At 72.7% G+C, this 15,409-nt stretch carries 16 protein-coding genes and 1 riboswitch; of the genes, 10 read left to right on the top strand and 6 right to left on the bottom strand.

All coding sequences use genetic code 11. From position 1 onward, the window contains the following. Positions 1 to 44: 44 nt before the first annotated feature. Positions 45 to 509 carry a hypothetical protein gene (locus ACFRAL_RS00375; protein WP_336394375.1) on the top strand — a complete coding sequence of 155 codons (465 nt, stop codon included), beginning with the start codon at positions 45 to 47 and terminating at the stop codon, positions 507 to 509. A gap of 36 nt (positions 510 to 545) precedes the next feature. Here ACFRAL_RS00375 and ACFRAL_RS00370 read toward each other — a convergent pair whose 3' ends face one another. Together ACFRAL_RS00370 and ACFRAL_RS00365 are read right to left on the bottom strand one after the other, a co-directional pair. Further along, positions 546 to 1,367, bottom strand: a complete 822-nt coding sequence (locus ACFRAL_RS00370) for an ABC transporter permease (protein WP_378878621.1) — start codon at positions 1,365 to 1,367, stop codon at positions 546 to 548. Then, positions 1,364 to 3,007 carry an ATP-binding cassette domain-containing protein gene (locus tag ACFRAL_RS00365; RefSeq protein ID WP_378878619.1) on the bottom strand — a complete coding sequence of 548 codons (1,644 nt, stop codon included), beginning with the start codon at positions 3,005 to 3,007 and terminating at the stop codon, positions 1,364 to 1,366. Before ACFRAL_RS00365 ends, ACFRAL_RS00370 begins: the two co-directional genes overlap by 4 nt. 148 nt (positions 3,008 to 3,155) lie before the next feature. On the opposite strand from ACFRAL_RS00365, the gene ACFRAL_RS00360 reads away from it, so the two are divergent. The 4 genes from ACFRAL_RS00360 to ACFRAL_RS00345 are packed head-to-tail and all read left to right on the top strand — an operon-like array spanning position 3,156 to position 6,607. Continuing rightward, positions 3,156 to 4,229, top strand: coding sequence for an enoyl-CoA hydratase/isomerase family protein (locus ACFRAL_RS00360; RefSeq protein WP_378878617.1), 1,074 nt, complete (start codon positions 3,156 to 3,158; stop codon positions 4,227 to 4,229). Between the two features lie 18 nt (positions 4,230 to 4,247). Beyond that, positions 4,248 to 5,069, top strand: coding sequence for an LssY C-terminal domain-containing protein (locus ACFRAL_RS00355; protein ID WP_378878615.1), 822 nt, complete (start codon positions 4,248 to 4,250; stop codon positions 5,067 to 5,069). After that, complete coding sequence (locus ACFRAL_RS00350; RefSeq protein WP_378878613.1) at positions 5,066 to 5,635, top strand: hypothetical protein; 570 nt, start codon at positions 5,066 to 5,068, stop codon at positions 5,633 to 5,635. Before ACFRAL_RS00355 ends, ACFRAL_RS00350 begins: the two co-directional genes overlap by 4 nt. A gap of 45 nt (positions 5,636 to 5,680) precedes the next feature. After that, complete coding sequence (locus ACFRAL_RS00345; RefSeq protein ID WP_336394381.1) at positions 5,681 to 6,607, top strand: DnaJ domain-containing protein; 927 nt, start codon at positions 5,681 to 5,683, stop codon at positions 6,605 to 6,607. 9 nt (positions 6,608 to 6,616) lie between these two features. Here the strand turns inward: ACFRAL_RS00345 and ACFRAL_RS00340 are convergent, their stop codons facing one another. After that, positions 6,617 to 7,294, bottom strand: coding sequence for an FCD domain-containing protein (locus tag ACFRAL_RS00340; protein WP_336394382.1), 678 nt, complete (start codon positions 7,292 to 7,294; stop codon positions 6,617 to 6,619). Positions 7,295 to 7,369: 75 nt separating this feature from the next. Here ACFRAL_RS00340 and ACFRAL_RS00335 point away from each other — a divergent pair, with 75 nt between their 5' ends. Then, positions 7,370 to 8,218 (top strand): amidohydrolase family protein, encoded by an 849-nt coding sequence (locus tag ACFRAL_RS00335; RefSeq protein ID WP_378878610.1) that lies wholly within the window; start codon positions 7,370 to 7,372, stop codon positions 8,216 to 8,218. A 135-nt stretch (positions 8,219 to 8,353) separates the two neighbouring features. On the opposite strand, the gene ACFRAL_RS00330 is transcribed toward ACFRAL_RS00335, so the two are convergent. After that, positions 8,354 to 9,115, bottom strand: a complete 762-nt coding sequence (locus tag ACFRAL_RS00330; RefSeq protein WP_336394384.1) for an SDR family oxidoreductase — start codon at positions 9,113 to 9,115, stop codon at positions 8,354 to 8,356. Continuing rightward, positions 9,112 to 9,972, bottom strand: a complete 861-nt coding sequence (locus ACFRAL_RS00325) for a fumarylacetoacetate hydrolase family protein (protein ID WP_378878607.1) — start codon at positions 9,970 to 9,972, stop codon at positions 9,112 to 9,114. Before ACFRAL_RS00325 ends, ACFRAL_RS00330 begins: the two co-directional genes overlap by 4 nt. Before the next feature lie 134 nt (positions 9,973 to 10,106). Between ACFRAL_RS00325 and ACFRAL_RS00320 the strand changes: the two genes are divergently transcribed. Genes ACFRAL_RS00320 through ACFRAL_RS00310 form a run of 3 tightly spaced genes read left to right on the top strand, consistent with a single transcriptional unit; the run spans position 10,107 to position 12,785 of the window. Beyond that, a complete protein-coding gene (locus tag ACFRAL_RS00320; protein WP_336394386.1) occupies positions 10,107 to 11,402 on the top strand; it encodes an enolase C-terminal domain-like protein in 1,296 nt (431 codons plus the stop codon). A gap of 7 nt (positions 11,403 to 11,409) precedes the next feature. Beyond that, complete coding sequence (locus ACFRAL_RS00315; RefSeq protein ID WP_378878605.1) at positions 11,410 to 12,357, top strand: aldo/keto reductase; 948 nt, start codon at positions 11,410 to 11,412, stop codon at positions 12,355 to 12,357. A 14-nt stretch (positions 12,358 to 12,371) separates the two neighbouring features. Further along, positions 12,372 to 12,785, top strand: coding sequence for an RbsD/FucU family protein (locus ACFRAL_RS00310; RefSeq protein WP_378878603.1), 414 nt, complete (start codon positions 12,372 to 12,374; stop codon positions 12,783 to 12,785). Between the two features lie 54 nt (positions 12,786 to 12,839). Here the strand turns inward: ACFRAL_RS00310 and ACFRAL_RS00305 are convergent, their stop codons facing one another. Next, positions 12,840 to 14,624: a D-alanyl-D-alanine carboxypeptidase gene (locus ACFRAL_RS00305; RefSeq protein WP_378878601.1), complete on the bottom strand. Its 1,785-nt coding sequence runs from the start codon at positions 14,622 to 14,624 to the stop codon at positions 12,840 to 12,842. A gap of 37 nt (positions 14,625 to 14,661) precedes the next feature. After that, positions 14,662 to 14,771, top strand: a riboswitch (TPP riboswitch). Here ACFRAL_RS00305 and ACFRAL_RS00300 point away from each other — a divergent pair. After that, positions 14,764 to 15,408: an ECF transporter S component gene (locus tag ACFRAL_RS00300; protein ID WP_378878599.1), complete on the top strand. Its 645-nt coding sequence runs from the start codon at positions 14,764 to 14,766 to the stop codon at positions 15,406 to 15,408. (Overlaps the previous riboswitch by 8 nt.) The last annotated feature ends 1 nt before the right edge of the window (position 15,409 follow it).

Here is a 15,409-nt window from a genome sequence, read left to right as displayed (position 1 = left end):
CAAATGAGCCGGGTTCTCACCGGAGCCGCTGGCAGACTAGTGCCATGGTGACGCTGCTGCTCGACTCGACGCAGCTCGAGGTGGTGCTGTCGCTCTCCGAGCGCGCGCTGTCATTCCGCAAGGGGAATGTCGTGATCGAGCGCTCCGCGATCACCCGTGTGCAGCTGACGGACGACGCGTGGACGTGGCTTCGCGGCTACCCGAGCCCGGGCTCGTACGTGCGCGGCGTCATCGCGATGGGAACCTGGCGCTCGGCGGGCGGCGACGACTTCGCGCTGATCCGCCGCCGGCGCCCGAGCGTCGTGATCGATCTCGAGGGCCACCCCGAGTTCCAGCGCATCATCCTCACCACCCGGCACGGTCTCGCCCTCGTGCAGGCGCTGCGGGTCGACCTCGACGAGGAACCCGCTGACGTCGCCGAGATCGCGGCCGAGACCGGCACCACGCCCGTCATCCCCGAGAAGAAGCCGCGCAGCCGCAAGACCCCGGCCACAGCGCCGGCGGTCTGACGAGCGCCGCCGAGGCCACCGCCCGGAGCCGGCGCGTCAGCTGACGTCGCGGCGCCAGCTCACCAGGTGCCCGAGCACGACGAACACGACGGCGTAGCCGAGGAGCACGAGCCCGCCGACCCACCACTCGAGCTCGGAGGCCCCATCGGCCTGCGGCATGCCGGCGTTGTACACGCTCGCGCCCACCAGCGCGTCGCTCGCCGCACCCGGGAGGAACCGCGTCACGTCGGACAGGCCCTCCACGAACGCGGCCGCGGCGCGCCCGATCGGCTCGATGAACTGCGTGAAGACGAGCACGCCCACGATCGCCCCGACCTGGTTGCGCACGAGGGCTCCGACGCCGACGCCGATGAGCGTCCACAGCACGAACGCCAGCAGCATCCGCCCCATCATCGCCCAGGTGTCGGATTCGCCCAGCATGGTGTCGATGCCGAACCCCGCGAGGAAGCCCGCCGACGTGCCGACAGACGCGATCACCCCGATGACACCGAGGAGCAGGCCGATCAGGGCGGCCACCGCGAGCTTCGCGGCGAGCACGCGCCCGCGCCGGGGCGTCGCGAGAAAGGTCGGTGTGAGCGTCTTGTGGCGGAACTCCGCGGTCACCATGAGCGTCCCGACGAGCAGCGGGAAGACGTATCCGACCGCGGTCGCTGTGCTGTACAGCGTCGCTGCGAGCCCTTCCTCGGGCAGGGGCGGGGCGTTCCCGGGAAGCGATCCGGTCGCCGCCGCGGCGTAGATGAAGCCGAGGGCGGCGGCGGTCACGGCGATGTACGCGAACAGCACCAGCGCGAGGATCCACCAGATGCTCGTCGAGAACAGCTTCGTGGTCTCCGCGCGCGTCGCGGCGGTGAGGCTCATCGCTCGTCCCCTTCGTCGTGGCGGGATCCGTCGTCGTCGGCAGCGTCGGGGGAGGTGACGGATGCCGCGTCCTCGCCGTCGTCGCCCGGTCCGGCCGTGTCGTCGGGGAGGGGTTCGGGACCGCCCTCGCCGGCCGGTGCCGGCTCGGCGGTGCCGTCGCTGTCGTCGAAGGCCGCGAAGAACGCGTCCGCCTCCAGGTCGGACTCGGTCTTGACGAAGCGCTCCCATGGGCGGTCGTCGGCATCCGGGGGCTCGGGTGCGGTCAGCTCGTCGTCCACGGCGGCGATGGCCTCGACGTCCGGGTCGGCGTCCACCGGCGCCCACGGGTCGTCTTCGGGCGCTTCGGCCCCGGTGGCGGGCACGATGTCGATCACGCCCGTGCCGGCGACCGCGTACGCCGCCGTGCTCGCCTCCGGCTGCTCCGCCTCGGGCTGCTCCGCCTCGGGCTGGTCGGCCTCGGGCTGCTCCGCCTCGGGCTGCTCCGCCTCGGGCTGCTCCGCCTCGGGCTGCTCCGCCTCGGGCTGCTCCGCCTCGGGCTGCTCCGCCTCGGGCTGCTCCGCTTCCAGCTGCCCCGACACGGGTTCCGCCGCCTCAGGCTGTTCGGCCTCGGGTTCCGTTGCCTCGGGGAGGTCGGGTTCGGGTTCCGCAGCCTCCGGACGTCCGGGTTCGGGCTCCGTAGCCTCCGGCTGCGCAGCGGCGACCGCCGCGACCGCCGCGACCGCTGCGACCGACGCGCCGGTGTGCACGCGCGCGCCGTTCACGAGATCCAGGAACACCTCCTCGAGCGCCGGACCGCGGCGGTGCAGCGCCGACAGCGCGATGCCGGACGCCGCGGCGATGGCGCCGATCGCGACGGTGTCCTGTCCGCGCACCGTGAGGCCCGACCGCAGCACCTCGAAGGGCACGCCGGCGGAGCGAAGGGCCGCGGTGAGTGCCTCCCGATCGGGGGCGTCGACGACGGTCGCGTGCTCGGCCGTGTCGGCGAGCTCGTCGACGGAGCCCTGGAACACCAGTTGGCCGCGCGCGATGATGAGCAGCGCATCGACCGTCTGCTGCACCTCGGCCAGGAGGTGGGAGGAGACCAGCACGGTGCGTCCCTCGGCGGCGAGCTGCCGGAGGAAGCCGCGCATCCAGCGGATTCCCTCGGGATCGAGGCCGTTGGCCGGCTCGTCGAGCACGAGCACGCCGGGGTCGCCGAGCAGGGCATAGGCCAGCCCGAGGCGCTGGCGCATGCCCAGCGAGTAGCCGCCGACCTTGCGGCCCGCGGCATCCGACAATCCGACCAAGCCGAGCACCTCGTCGACGCGGCCCCTGGCGATCCCCGCGGCCTGCGCGTAGATCGTCAGGTGGGCGGCGGCCGTGCGGCCGGGGTGGAAGCTGGAGGCCTCGAGCACCGCGCCGACCGCGTGCAGCGGCCGATCGAGGTCGGCGTAGCGCCTGCCCCCGATGGTCGCGCGCCCGCCGGTCGCGCGGACGAGGCCGAGGAGGATGCGCAGCGTCGTGGTCTTGCCGGCCCCGTTCGGTCCGAGGAAGCCCGTCACCCTCCCCGGTTCGACCTGGGCGGTGAGGCCGGACACCGCCGTGACCGCGCCGAAGCGCTTGGTGACATCGGAGAACTCCAGCAACTGGCCATCGGGCATGCCTCACCCTCTCGTGGTCGTGAGCGAACACCCCGTTGGGGCTGGGACGGGCCGCTCCCTTGCGGACTTGAAGCAGAACTGCGTCCCATCCTGGCGGAAATCCGGTTCCGGCGTGGAACGAGTTCGCCCGCCCGGTAACGTTGCGACCGTGACCGACCCCGTCGACGCCGCACCCGAGCCGCCCGTCCTGGTGAGGGCGAGCGGCGGTCTCGGTCGCCTCACTCTGAATCGCCCGCGGGCGATCAACGCCCTGAACCTCGACATGGTCCGCCGCCTGCACGAGACCCTCGACGCCTGGGAGCACAGCAGCCAGGTGGATGCCGTGCTCCTGGACGGCGCAGGAGAGCGCGGGCTCTGCGCGGGCGGCGACGTGCGTGGACTGGCCGAGCAGGTGACCGGAGGGCGCGTCGAGGATGCGGCGCTGTTCTTCCGCGAGGAGTACGCGCTCAACGCCCGCATCGCCGAGTACCCGAAGCCGTTCGTCGCGGTCGCCGACGGGATCACGATGGGCGGCGGCGTCGGCGTCGCCGGGCACGCGGGCATCCGCATCGTCACCGAGCGCTCGAAGCTCGCGATGCCCGAGACCCGCATCGGCTTCACACCGGACGTCGGCGGCACCTGGCTGCTCGCGCACGCCCCGGGCCGGGTGGGGGAGTACCTCGGGCTCACCGGCGCCGTGATGGACGCCTCGGACGCGATCTACGCCGGCTTCGCCGACCATCTCGTTCCCCACGAGCACCTCCACGCGCTGCGAGACGCGCTCCAGACGCGGGCCGATCCGTCGACGCCGACCGAACTGGTGCTCCTCTTCGACGAGACGCCGGCCCCGTCCGGGCTTCAGGACGCGCGCGCCTGGATCGACGACGCGTTCGCCGCCGACACCGTCGCCGGGATCATCGAGCGGCTGCGGGCCCGGCCCGAGCCCGAGGCATCCGCCACCGCCGACCTCCTCGGCGAGCTGTCGCCGACCGGGCTCGCCGTCACCCTTGCCGCCATCCGCGCCGCCCGGAAGCTGCCCGGCCTCCGAGAGGCCCTGGAGCAGGAGTACGGGCTGGTCATGTGGTTCGCCACGACGCAGCCCGACCTGCCCGAGGGCATCAGGGCGCAGGTCATCGACAAGGACCGCTCGCCGCGCTGGCAGCCGGCGACCGTGGCCGACCTGCCGCCGGATCTCGCGGCATCCGCTCTCGCCCACCGTCCCGACGTGCCGCTCTGGGGCTGAAGGACCGTCGGGGGGATCATGAGCAGCCGGCGACGCGCCTACTCCCTGGGGGTCGCGATCGACTGGTTCTTCTTCGTCTTCGCGGGGATGGCGGCGCTGTGGCTGGCCTACCTCAGCTTCACCGAGACCTTCCAGGTCGGATGGTGGGGCATCCCGTTCTTCATCGCGTTCTGGGTGCTGCTGGCGTATCTCGTGCTTCCGCGGCTGCACCGCATCCTCACCACCATCTACGTGCCCGACTACTTCATCGGTCGGACGCGCACCAGCGACGGCCTGCTCGGCGACCCCGTGAACCTGGCGTTCCTCGGCACCGGCGAGCAGATCGAGGCGGCGATGCGGGCGGCGGGCTGGACGCCCGCCGAGCCCGTGACCCTGCAGTCGTCGTGGCGGATCATCACGTCGACGCTCGCCCGGCGCAGCTACGACGAGGCTCCGGTGAGCCCGCTGTTCCTGTTCGGGCGCCAGCAGGACTTCGCCTACCAGCAGGAGGTCGACGGCAATCCCTCCCAGCGTCACCACGTGCGGTTCTGGCGCTGCCCCGACGGCTGGCTGCTGCCGGGCGGACGTCGTGTCGACTGGCTGGCGGCGGGCACCTTCGACACGAGCGTCGGGCTGTCGCTGTTCACCCTCCAGGTCACCCACCGCATCGACGCCGACACCGATGTCGAGCGCGATCACATCGTCCGGACGGTGACGGATGCCGACCCCCGCGTGGCGGTGGACGTCATCGCCGACTTCGCCACGGGCTATCACGCGCGCAACGGCGGCGGCGACAGCATCCGCACCGACGGCGACCTGCCGATCGTGGACGTCCGGGCGATCCAGGAGGTGACTTCGTGAGCACGTCGACACCGCCGCCGGAGCACCCGCCGGCGCCGAACAAGCGCCCCGCCTTCGAGCTGCCGGGGCGGCTGCTCAAGCCCACGGGCTACGACCCCGACATGCCCCGCCCTGCGACGATCATCGCCGGCACGGCGCTCGTGCTGCTGCGCGTGGTCGCAGGAGTCGTGGTCCTCGGCAGCCTCGCGATCGGCTGGGAGGGCATCATCGCCGATCCCGACATCGTCCTCGACGGCTTCGACCCGTCCCCGGAGGGCACGCACGCGGCGCTGTGGTTCCTGCTCGCCGCCGGCGGCACCGTGCTGCTCATGGACCTGCTGCTGGCGATCCTGGTGTACCGCGGGCACAACTGGGCGCGGGTCGTCGTCATGGTCATCGCCGTGGGCTCGATCAGCACATCCTTCTTCGCGTGGTGGGTGCAGGGGCAGGAGATCACGCTGGACAGCACCTTCGTGTCGCTGAGCCTGGACATCCTCGTCCTCCTCGCGCTGTCCAGCCGCAGCGCCGCCGCCTACGCGCGACGCAACGAGCATCGCTGGGAGCCCGTCCAGGCAGGCGTGTCGTAACCTGAGTCCCGCCGCGGGGCGCGGCGGAACCGGCGGGGAGGATGCGTGTTCGACAGTCCGCTCTCGGCGTCGGCGTACGAGGTGCTCGCGGTCGACCCCGGTGTCGACGAGGAGACCCTGCGCCGGGCGTACCGCCTGCGGCTGCGCCAGACGCATCCCGACACCGGCGGCGACGCGGCCGTGTTCATCCAGGTGCAGCGCGCGTGGGAGCTCGTCGGCACGCCCGAGGCGCGCGCGGCGTACGACCGCGGCCACGGCTTCGGCGAGACGGCGGCGCCGGAATGGTCGGAGTGGCGCCCGCCCGCGGCGCGCACCGACACCCGGCCTCGCGCCCGCTCCTACGGGCACCCCGGCGGTTGGCGGCGCGAGCGGTACCTCACGCTCATCCGCGAGTGGGCCGGTCGCGGCGTGACCGTCGAGGATCCGTACGACCCGGCGCTCGTGCGCTCGGCGCCGGTCGGCCTCCGCCGCCTCCTCGCCGACGCGCTCGCCGAGGAGGCCACCGCGCGCATCGTGGCGGACCTGGGCATGGGCTACACCGTCTGGCACGACGTCGCCGCCGCCGGACGGGACGCCGACCCCGACGCGAAGATCGACCACATCGTGCTCGGGCCGAGCGGGCTGTACGGCGTGCTCTCGGAGGACTTCGGCGGGCCGGTGTCGATCCGGCGCGGCGAGTTCGTGGGCGACGGCGTCCCCGGCACCCCGATCGCCGAGCTGCTCGGCCGCATGCGGGTGGTCTCGCGTGCGGCCGGCGTGCGCTTCAGCGGCGCGATCGTCGTGCTGCCCGACGAGGACGTGCTCGATCCCATCGTCGAGATCGGGAAGGTGCGCGGCGTGCGCGTGGCGGTGACCTCGCGCAGTGCGCTCAGCACCGTGCTCCGCCGCGGGATCACGGGCGCCCGCGACATCGGCGGCAACGAGGTGTTCGACTACCGCACCCGGCTGCAGCAGACGGTGCGCTTCGCGTAGGCGGCGGGCTCAGGCGTCGCGCGCCTGGCGCAGCCAGCGCTCGATGCCCGCGATGTGCACCTGCGCGGTCGAGACGGCGAGCTCCATGTCGTGGTCGGCGATCGCGTCGAGGATCGCGCGGTGCTCGGCGAGGGTGCGCTCGACCGCGCCGGCCTGGGTGAGGCCGCGCCACACGCGGGCGCGCACCGTCTGGCTCGTGAGGCTCTCGAGGAGGCTCTCGAGGTAGGTGTTGCCCGCGAGCCGCGCGATCTCGCTGTGGAATCGCATGTCGTGCTCGACGAGCGACTCGATGTCGGTGTCGGGCGCCATCGCGCCGATCTCGGCGTCGAGGGCCGCGATGTCGTCGTCGTCGGCCCGCTGGGCCGCGAGCCCGGTCGCGTGCGACTCGAGCAGGCGCCGCACGGCGAAGATCTCCAGCAGCGAGTCGTCGTCGTGCAGGTCGACCACGAACGAGATGGCCTCGAGGAGGAGCTTCGGCTCGAGGCTCGTGACATACGTGCCGTCGCCGCGGCGCACGTCCAGGACGCGGATCACCTCGAGCGCCTTCACGGCCTCGCGCATGGAGCTTCGCGACAGGCCGAGCCGTTCGGCGAGGTCCTTCTCGGGAGGCAGTCGCGATCCCGGCGAGAGCTCGCCGCGGACGATCATGTCCTTGATCTTCTCGATCGCTTCGTCGGTGACGGCCACGCGTTCATCATAGACATCGGATGTCATCGCGGGCGGATGCCGCACCCCGTGCCCGTGCACGGCAGAATGGGGCGCATGCGAGTCGTGGACGCACACCTCCATCTGTGGGACCCCGCGGTCCTGTCCTACGACTGGCTGGAGGGGCCGCTCCTCCGATCATTCGGGCCCGCCGAGCTCGACACGGCGATCGCCGAGGCGCCGGATGCGGCCTACGGCTTCGTGTTCGTCCAGGCGGAGTGCGCGCCTGAGCAGTCGCTCGCCGAAGTGGACTGGGTCGCGGCGCTGGCCGGCCGCGTCGGGGTCCGCGGCATCGTCGCCCGCGCCCCGCTCGAGGACCCGGAGGCGACGCGCGAGCACCTCGCCGCCTATGCCGATCGACCTCTCGTCGTCGGCGTTCGGCGACTGCTGCAGTCCGAGCCGGCGGGGTTCTCGGCGACGCCGGGGTTCCGCGAATCGGCGCGGGCCGTGGCATCCGCAGGTCTCGTCTTCGACGCGTGCGTGCGCTGGACGCAGCTGCCCGACATGGTGGAGCTGGCCGACGCGGTGCCCGAGCTGACGATCGTGCTCGACCACCTCGGCAAGCCCGAAGTGGGGTCCGCCGAGGCGCCGGACCCCGCCGACGGGACACCGTGGGCCCAGTCGCTGCGCGACCTCGCCCGCCGTCCCAACGTCGTGTGCAAGCTCTCGGGGCTCCCGGCCGAGGCGCAGGGCTCGTGGGCGGCCGCCCAGCTGACGCCGTTCCTCGACGTGGCGCTGGACGCCTTCGGGCCCGGCCGCCTGCTGTTCGGAAGCGACTGGCCTGTCTCGGGCCCGTACGGGCGCTGGGCCGAGACGGTCACGACGTGGCTCGACGAGCGTGTCGGCGAGCACGGTCGTCACTCCGTGCTCGCCGGCAACGCCGAACGCGTCTACCGTCTGGCGTGATGCGTCCCGCGCGTGCCGTGCGCCCGGGCGTCACCGCCCGTCTCTCGCACCTCTCCGACAGGTCAACCGCGGTTCTGCAGGACGTTTCGCCTGGATTCCCTCCTGTGGAGGCCCGGTTGACCTGTCGGGACGGTTTCAGGACTGCGCGGGGCGCAGCCGGAGTCCCGACATGCCGCCGTCCACCTCGATGAAGGTGCCGGTGGTGGAGCCGGACAGCGGGCTCACCAGGTACAGCACCGCTCCGGCGACCTCGCCGGCCGAGACGAGGCGGCCGTGCGGCTGACGCGCCTCGAGGGCGGCGCGCTCGGCGGCCGGGTCGGGCGCGCTGTCGAGCAGCCTGGCCACCCACGGCGTGTCGGCCGTGCCGGGGTTCACGGCGTTGACGCGGATGCCTTCGCGCACGTGGTCCGCGGCCATGGCGCGCGTCAGCGACAGCACGGCGCCCTTCGACGCGCTGTACAGTGCGCGCTGCGGCAGGCCAGCCGTCGCGGCGATGGACGAGGTGTTGCAGATCGCGGCCGCGGGGGACCGGCGCAGCCACGGCAGGGCGGCGGCGGTGACGCGCGCGATGCCGGTGACGTTGATCGACAGGACGCGCGCCCACTCCTCGTCGTCGTTGGCGGCGATGTCGCCCTGCGCGCCGATGCCGGCGTTGTTGACGAGGATGTCGATGCGGCCGAACCGCTCGCCCACCTCGGCGACCGCGCGGTCGACCGCGGCGCGGTCGGACACATCGGCGGCGAAGGCGGCGAACCGGGGGTCGGCGCCCGAGGTGTCGCGGTCGAGGATCGCGACCTCGGCACCCTGATCGGCGAGCGTCGCGGCGATGGCGGCGCCGATGCCCGACGCGCCGCCGGTCACGACGGCGACCAGGCCGTCCAGCTGCGAGGCGCTCATCGGGCCGCCTCCCACGCTGTGAACTCCTGGCGCTGCGCGCCGAGGCCCTCGATCTCGATGTCGACGACGTCGCCCGGGGCGAGGTAGGGGAAGCGCCCCGACAGTGCGACGCCCTCGGGCGTGCCGGTGAGGACCAGGTCGCCGGGCTCGAGGGTCAGGAACTGCGACAGGTGCCACACGATGTGGTCGACGGGGAAGATCATGTCGGCGGTCGACGAGTCCTGGCGCGGCTCGCCGTTGACGCGGCTGCGCAGGCGGAGCGCCTGCGGGTCGACCTCGTCGGGGGTGACCAGCCACGGCCCGGTCGGGTTGAAGCCGGGCGCGCACTTGCCCTTGGACCACTGCCCGCCCGACACCTCGAGCTGGAAGGTCCGCTCCGACACGTCGTTCGCGGCGACGAAGCCCGCGATGTGCGCCGCGGCGTCGGCGGCCGAGTCGAGGTAGGCGGCGCGGCGCCCGATCACGATGCCGAGCTCGACCTCCCAGTCGGTCTTCTCGCTGCCGCGCGGGATCGTGACGGGGTCGTACGGGCCGACCACCGTGTTGGGGGTCTTGAGGAACATCACCGGCATGCTCGGCGGGGCGGAGCCGGACTCGGCCGCGTGCGCGGCGTAGTTCATGCCGATGCACACGACGGCGCTCGGCCGGGCGATCGGGGCGCCGACACGCAGGGCGTCTGCGCCCTCCAGCACCGGGAGCCGCCCCTCGGCGATCGCCGCGGACGTGCGGCCGACGGGGTCGTCGGCGAGGAATCGGCCGTCGACATCGGATGTGAGCGGGCGCAGATCGAGGTGACGGTCGCCGTCGAGGACGACGGGGATCTCGCTTCCGGGCTCGCCGAGGCGCGCGAACTTCATTGCTCTCCTGAACTCTCGTGCGGGGCGGCGTCCGTGCCGTCGTGGTCCGCGGGGCGTGATTGACAGTATAGACATCCGATGTTTACACTGCGAGCGGTCCGTAACAGCGGATCCAGACATTCAGGAGCCGCCCCGTGAGCCGCATCGTCGCCTTCGAGACGACCGATATCCGCTTCCCGACGTCGCTGAGCCTCGACGGCTCCGACGCCATGAACCCCGACCCCGACTACTCCGCCGCCTACCTGCGGGTGGTGACGGATGCCGCCGACGACGTCTCCGGTCACGCCTTCGTCTTCACGATCGGCCGGGGCAACGACGTGCAGGTCGCGGCGCTCGACGCGCTCGCCGCGCATCTGGTCGGACGCGAGCTGGAGCCTCTCCTCGACGATATGGGCGCGACCAACCGCGAGCTCATCGGCGACTCGCAGCTGCGCTGGCTCGGCCCGGAGAAGGGCGTCATGCACATGGCGATCGGCGCGGTGGTCAACGCGCTGTGGGACATCAAGGCCAAGCGCGCGGGGCTGCCGCTGTGGCAGCTGCTGTCGAGGATGTCGCCGGAGGAGATCGTCGGACTGGTCGACTTCCGCTACCTCACCAACGCCCTCACGCCCGAGGACGCGCTCGCCATCCTCCGTGCCGCCGAGCCCGGCCGGGCGCAGCGCGAGCAGGAGCTCCTGGCGACCGGCTACCCGGCCTACACGACGAGCCCCGGCTGGCTCGGCTACTCCGACGAGAAGCTGGCCCGGCTGTGCCGCGAGGCGATCGCGGACGGCTTCGGGCAGATCAAGCTCAAGGTGGGCGCGGACCTGCAGGACGACATCCGCCGCTTCCGGGTCGCCCGCGAGGTCTGCGGGCCGGACTTCCCGATCGCCATCGACGCCAACCAGCGGTGGGAGGTGTCCGAGGCCATCGCGTGGGTGAACGCGCTCGCCGAGTTCCGGCCGGCCTGGATCGAGGAGCCCACGAGCCCCGACGACGTGATCGGCCACGCGGAGATCGCCCGCGGCGTCGCCCCGATCCGCGTCGCCACCGGCGAGCACGCCCAGAACCGGGTCATCTTCAAGCAGCTGCTGCAGGCCGAGGCGCTGTCGGTCATGCAGATCGACGCCGTCCGCGTGGCAGGTGTCAACGAGAACATCGCCAACCTGCTGCTGGCGGCGAAGTTCGGTGTGCCGGTGTGCCCGCACGCCGGCGGCGTGGGACTGTGCGAGGCGGTGCAGCACCTGTCGATGTTCGACTTCGTCGCCGTCAGCGGCACCCGCGACGGCCGCATGATCGAGTACGTCGACCACCTGCACGAGCACTTCGTCGTGCCGACCGACATCCGCGGGGGCGCGTACATGGCCCCGCTCGCACCCGGCGCCGGCATGGAGATGAAGGCCGAGAGCCGCGCGGCCTACGAGTGGGAGGTCGCCCGTGCGGCCGTCTGAGTCCCGGGTGCCGGCGCTGCCCCGCCTCGGCTACGGTGCGGCGAACATCGGCAACCTGTTCCGCGAGGTCACCGACGATCAGGCGTGGGCGATCCTCGACGCGGCGTGGGAGAGCGGCATCCGCTACTACGACACCGCGCCCCACTACGGGCTGGGGCTCTCGGAGCGCCGCCTCGGCGCCTTCCTGCGGACGAAGCCCCGGGACGAGTTCGTCCTCTCGACCAAGGCGGGACGGCTGCTGCGTCCCAACCCGGACGACGACGGCGGGCTCGACCTCGCCAACGACTTCCACGTGCCGACGACCGTCCGCCGCGAGTGGGACTTCTCGGCGGACGGCATCCGCGCGAGCCTCGACGAGTCGCTCGAGCGGCTCGGACTGGACCGCGTCGACATCCTCTACCTGCACGATCCCGAGCGGCATGACCTCCAGCTGGCGCTGCGCGAGGGGTTCCCCGCCCTCGAGCAACTGCGCGGCGACGGCGCCGTCGCCGCGATCGGCATCGGCTCGATGGTCGCCGACGCGCTGGCGGCTGCGGTCGAGCAGGCCGATCTCGACGTCATCATGATCGCCGGCAGGTACACCCTGCTGGAGCAGCCCGCGGCCGACGCGGTGCTGCCGGCCTGTCACGACCGCGGGACCGGCGTGGTGGCGGCATCCGTCTTCAACTCCGGCCTGCTCGCGAAGGAAGAGCCGAGCCGGGACGACCGGTACGAGTACGGACGGATGCCGGACGCGCTGTGGGACCGGCTCCAGCGCCTCCTCGCCGTGTGCCGAGCGCACGGCGTCGCCCTCCCCGCCGCGGCGGTGCAGTTCCCGCTCCGCGACCCGGCGGTGCGCTCGGTCGTCGTCGGCGGGAGCCGCCCGGAGCAGCTGCGGCGCAACGCCGAGCTGATGGAGGTCGGCATACCCGCGGGCCCGTGGGAGGATCTGGCCGCGGAAGGACTCATCCGCTGACGAAAGGACCCCTCATGCTCGAGGGCATCGACCCCCTGCTCACCGGCGAGCTTCTGCTGCACCTGGACCGCATGGGTCACTCCGATGCGATCGTGGTCGCCGACGCGCACTTCCCGGCGTGGGCGGTGGGCACCCGCGTCGTCGACCTCCCCGGCACGACGACGCCGCAGGTCGTCGCGGCGGTGCGCACGGTGCTCCCGCTCGACGACGCGCCGGCGCTCGACCTCATGGCGTCGGCCGACGGCGAGGTGCTCGACGTGCAGCGCGAGCTCGCCGCGGCCGCCGGCACCGACGCCCCGCGCTACGTCGACCGGTTCGACTACTACGAGCTGGCGAAGAAGGCCTATGTCGTCGTGCGCACGGGTGAGACGCGCAAATACGGCAACGCCCTGCTGCGCAAGGGTGTCGTGGGACATCCCTCCGCCTGAGCGGCGACGGCCGGCGGCACCCGGCCGATGCCAGCCGGCGGCTCGGCGCTGTCGTCAGTCGTTCAGCCCGAACAGATCCAGCGGGTGAGTGAGGCGCCACCACGGCGACGGGTCTGGCACTTCCTCCGCCAGGCGCAGATCCACCGTCGCGTCGTCGAGCGGGCCGGTCACGGTGAGCGAGCCCACCACGTCACCCTCGTCGCGGGCGTCGCCGAGGTCGTAGGTGGTCGCGACCGCGCCCGTGCCGCCGTTCCACAGCACCACCGACGCGTCGCCGGCCGTGAGGACGTCGACGTCGTCGCCCCAGCGCGTCTCGACGATGCCGGCGACGGTCCCCGCCGTCACCGAGGGCTTCAGCTGCAGCTCCTGCTCGAGCTGGGAGTAGATCGCACGCGAGGCGGCGAGCCGGGACTCGTCGTCCGGCTGGCCCAGCACCGAGGCGTAGAGGCGCACCGTCGTGTCGCCGATCGCGACGTCCTTGGCCGACAGCAGGTTCCACTCGTCGAGCGTGCCGGTCTTGATCCCCACGACCCCCGGGTCCGCCAGCAGCTCGTTGGTGTTCTCGACGAGGCCCGCGCCCGGCAGCTCGGTCGACTGCTTGGCGACGATCTCCGCGATGACCGGGTGGGCGAGGGCCTTCTGCGCGAGGGTGATGAGAGCCTCGGGTGAGGCGCTGTTGCGCGGATCCATCCCGGTGGGCTCGACGACCTGGACGCCCGTCACGCCGTGCGCGGCCAGCCACTCGGTCGCCGCCGCCGCGTAGACGGCGTCGGACGGCCACAGGTTCTGCGCCAGGCGATCGGCGTAGTTGTTCGCCGAGCCGATGAGCATGCCCTCGAGCATCTGGTACTCGGTGAGGCTGCCGCCCACGGGCACGTCGAGCGCCGACTCGCCGCGGGCGCGGTACTGCCAGTACCGGTAGTTGTCGGAGGCGCTGAAGCGGAACTCGGGGCCGGTCTCGCCGAGCGCGAGCGGCATCTCGTCGAGGACGACCAGGGCGGTCACGACCTTCGTGATGCTCGCGATGGCGGACGGGTCGGGCGACGACGTGAGGAGGCCCGGGATGCCGCCGACCGCGGCCGCCGCGCTGCCCTGGGCGGGCCAGACCGGCACCGCCGCGGGTGCCGCCTCAGGCTGCACCTCGATCGCGGTGACCGTCGGCGCGACCGCGTGCAGGGGCCACAGCAGCGTCGTCGCGGAGTACGCGCCGACCAGGCCGGCGATCACCAGCGTCGGCACCAGCACCCCGGGACGCAGCGGCGACTGGCGCGGCGGGTCGGCGAGCAGGCTCGGCTCGACGGCGACGTACGGCGTCGACGCGGCCACGAGGTCGCCCGGGGTCGAGCCCGCGGCGAGCGTCGTGTCATCGACCCACGCGAGCGCGGTCCGCCCTCCCGTCGCGGTCGCGGTCGCGGCCTCGGCGGAGACCGGGTCGCCCGTCGGCGGGCCCGGCTCGGTGGCCGCGGGGGGTTCGCTCGGCTGAGCGGCCGCGGCGGGTTCGCTCGGCTGAGCGGCCGCGGCGGCTTCGCTCGACTCGAGAGCGGCGACGGCGCCCACGAGGGGAGGGGTCAGCGTGGTCCCGGGCGGCTCGAAGACGGGCACCGTCGGCGCCGCGACGGCCGTGGCGCCGCCGAGGGGCACGGTCGCGATCGTCGCGGGCACGAGCGGGACCTCGTCGGGCGCCGTGTGAGTTCCGGGGTGCGACGAATCGGCCGCGCCGCCGGTGGGCATGGTCAGCGTCCCGCTGTCGGCCGGATCCTCGGGGGACCCGCCCGGCACGGCCCTCGACCGCGTCCGATGCGCACGGCGCGTCGGTGCGGGAACGTCATCGGGGGTCACGCACCCCAAAATACCCGTCATGGCGGCGGTATACTCGCCATACGACCACGGGAGTCCGGTGAGCCGGGCTGAGAGGAAGCGAACCACGCTTCGACCGTCGAACCTGATCCGGATCATGCCGGCGCAGGGAGGAGTTCACATGCACGCATCCACGTCCGCATCCACCCCCGTTGCGGCCACCTCGGCGACCACCCGCAGTCTGCGGTGGCGCGTCGTCGACATCGTCGTCGCCGCGGTCCTCGGCGTCGCCATCGGCCTCGTCTTCTGGGCCTGGAACACCGTCGGCTACGCCTGGTTCACCGCGATGGACGGGCTCACACCCGGCCTCGGCGGCCTGGCGGTCGGCATCTGGCTGATCGGCGGTGTCATCGGCGGCCTCGTCATCCGCAAGCCAGGTGCGGCGCTGATCGTCGAAGTGATCGCGGCGATCGTCTCGATGCTCATCGGCAACGTGTGGGGGGTCTCCACGCTCCTGTCGGGGCTCGTCCAGGGACTCGGGGCGGAGCTCGTCTTCGCACTCTTCCTCTACCGGCGCTTCACGCTGCCGGTCGCGATGCTGGCCGGTGTCGGCGCCGCGGTCGGGGCGTGGGTGTTCGAGCTGTTCTACGGCAGCTCGCCGAACATCCTCAAGACGCTCGAGTTCAACACGATCTACCTGATCTCGCTCATCGTCTCGGGCGCGCTGCTGGCCGGGCTGGTCGGCTGGCTCGCGGTGCGCGCGCTCGCCGCGACGGGCGCGCTCAGCCGCTTCGCCGCCGGACGCGAAGCGCGCCGCGAGGTCTGAC

It is taken from the genome of Microbacterium sp. NPDC056736, from assembly GCF_042790415.1.
Taxonomy (GTDB): Bacteria; Actinomycetota; Actinomycetes; order Actinomycetales; family Microbacteriaceae; genus Microbacterium.
This window is presented reverse-complemented; position numbering and strand designations above follow the sequence as displayed.

Coding starts and splice junctions, on each gene's coding strand:
- ACFRAL_RS00330 (WP_336394384.1), bottom strand. CDS start 9,115: ATGAGCGCCTCGCAGCTGGACGGCCTGGTCGCCGTCGTGACCGGCGGC.
- ACFRAL_RS00300 (WP_378878599.1), top strand. CDS start 14,764: ATGCACGCATCCACGTCCGCATCCACCCCCGTTGCGGCCACCTCGGCG.
- ACFRAL_RS00370 (WP_378878621.1), bottom strand. CDS start 1,367: ATGAGCCTCACCGCCGCGACGCGCGCGGAGACCACGAAGCTGTTCTCG.
- ACFRAL_RS00310 (WP_378878603.1), top strand. CDS start 12,372: ATGCTCGAGGGCATCGACCCCCTGCTCACCGGCGAGCTTCTGCTGCAC.
- ACFRAL_RS00325 (WP_378878607.1), bottom strand. CDS start 9,972: ATGAAGTTCGCGCGCCTCGGCGAGCCCGGAAGCGAGATCCCCGTCGTC.
- ACFRAL_RS00335 (WP_378878610.1), top strand. CDS start 7,370: ATGCGAGTCGTGGACGCACACCTCCATCTGTGGGACCCCGCGGTCCTG.
- ACFRAL_RS00375 (WP_336394375.1), top strand. CDS start 45: ATGGTGACGCTGCTGCTCGACTCGACGCAGCTCGAGGTGGTGCTGTCG.
- ACFRAL_RS00355 (WP_378878615.1), top strand. CDS start 4,248: ATGAGCAGCCGGCGACGCGCCTACTCCCTGGGGGTCGCGATCGACTGG.
- ACFRAL_RS00365 (WP_378878619.1), bottom strand. CDS start 3,007: ATGCCCGATGGCCAGTTGCTGGAGTTCTCCGATGTCACCAAGCGCTTC.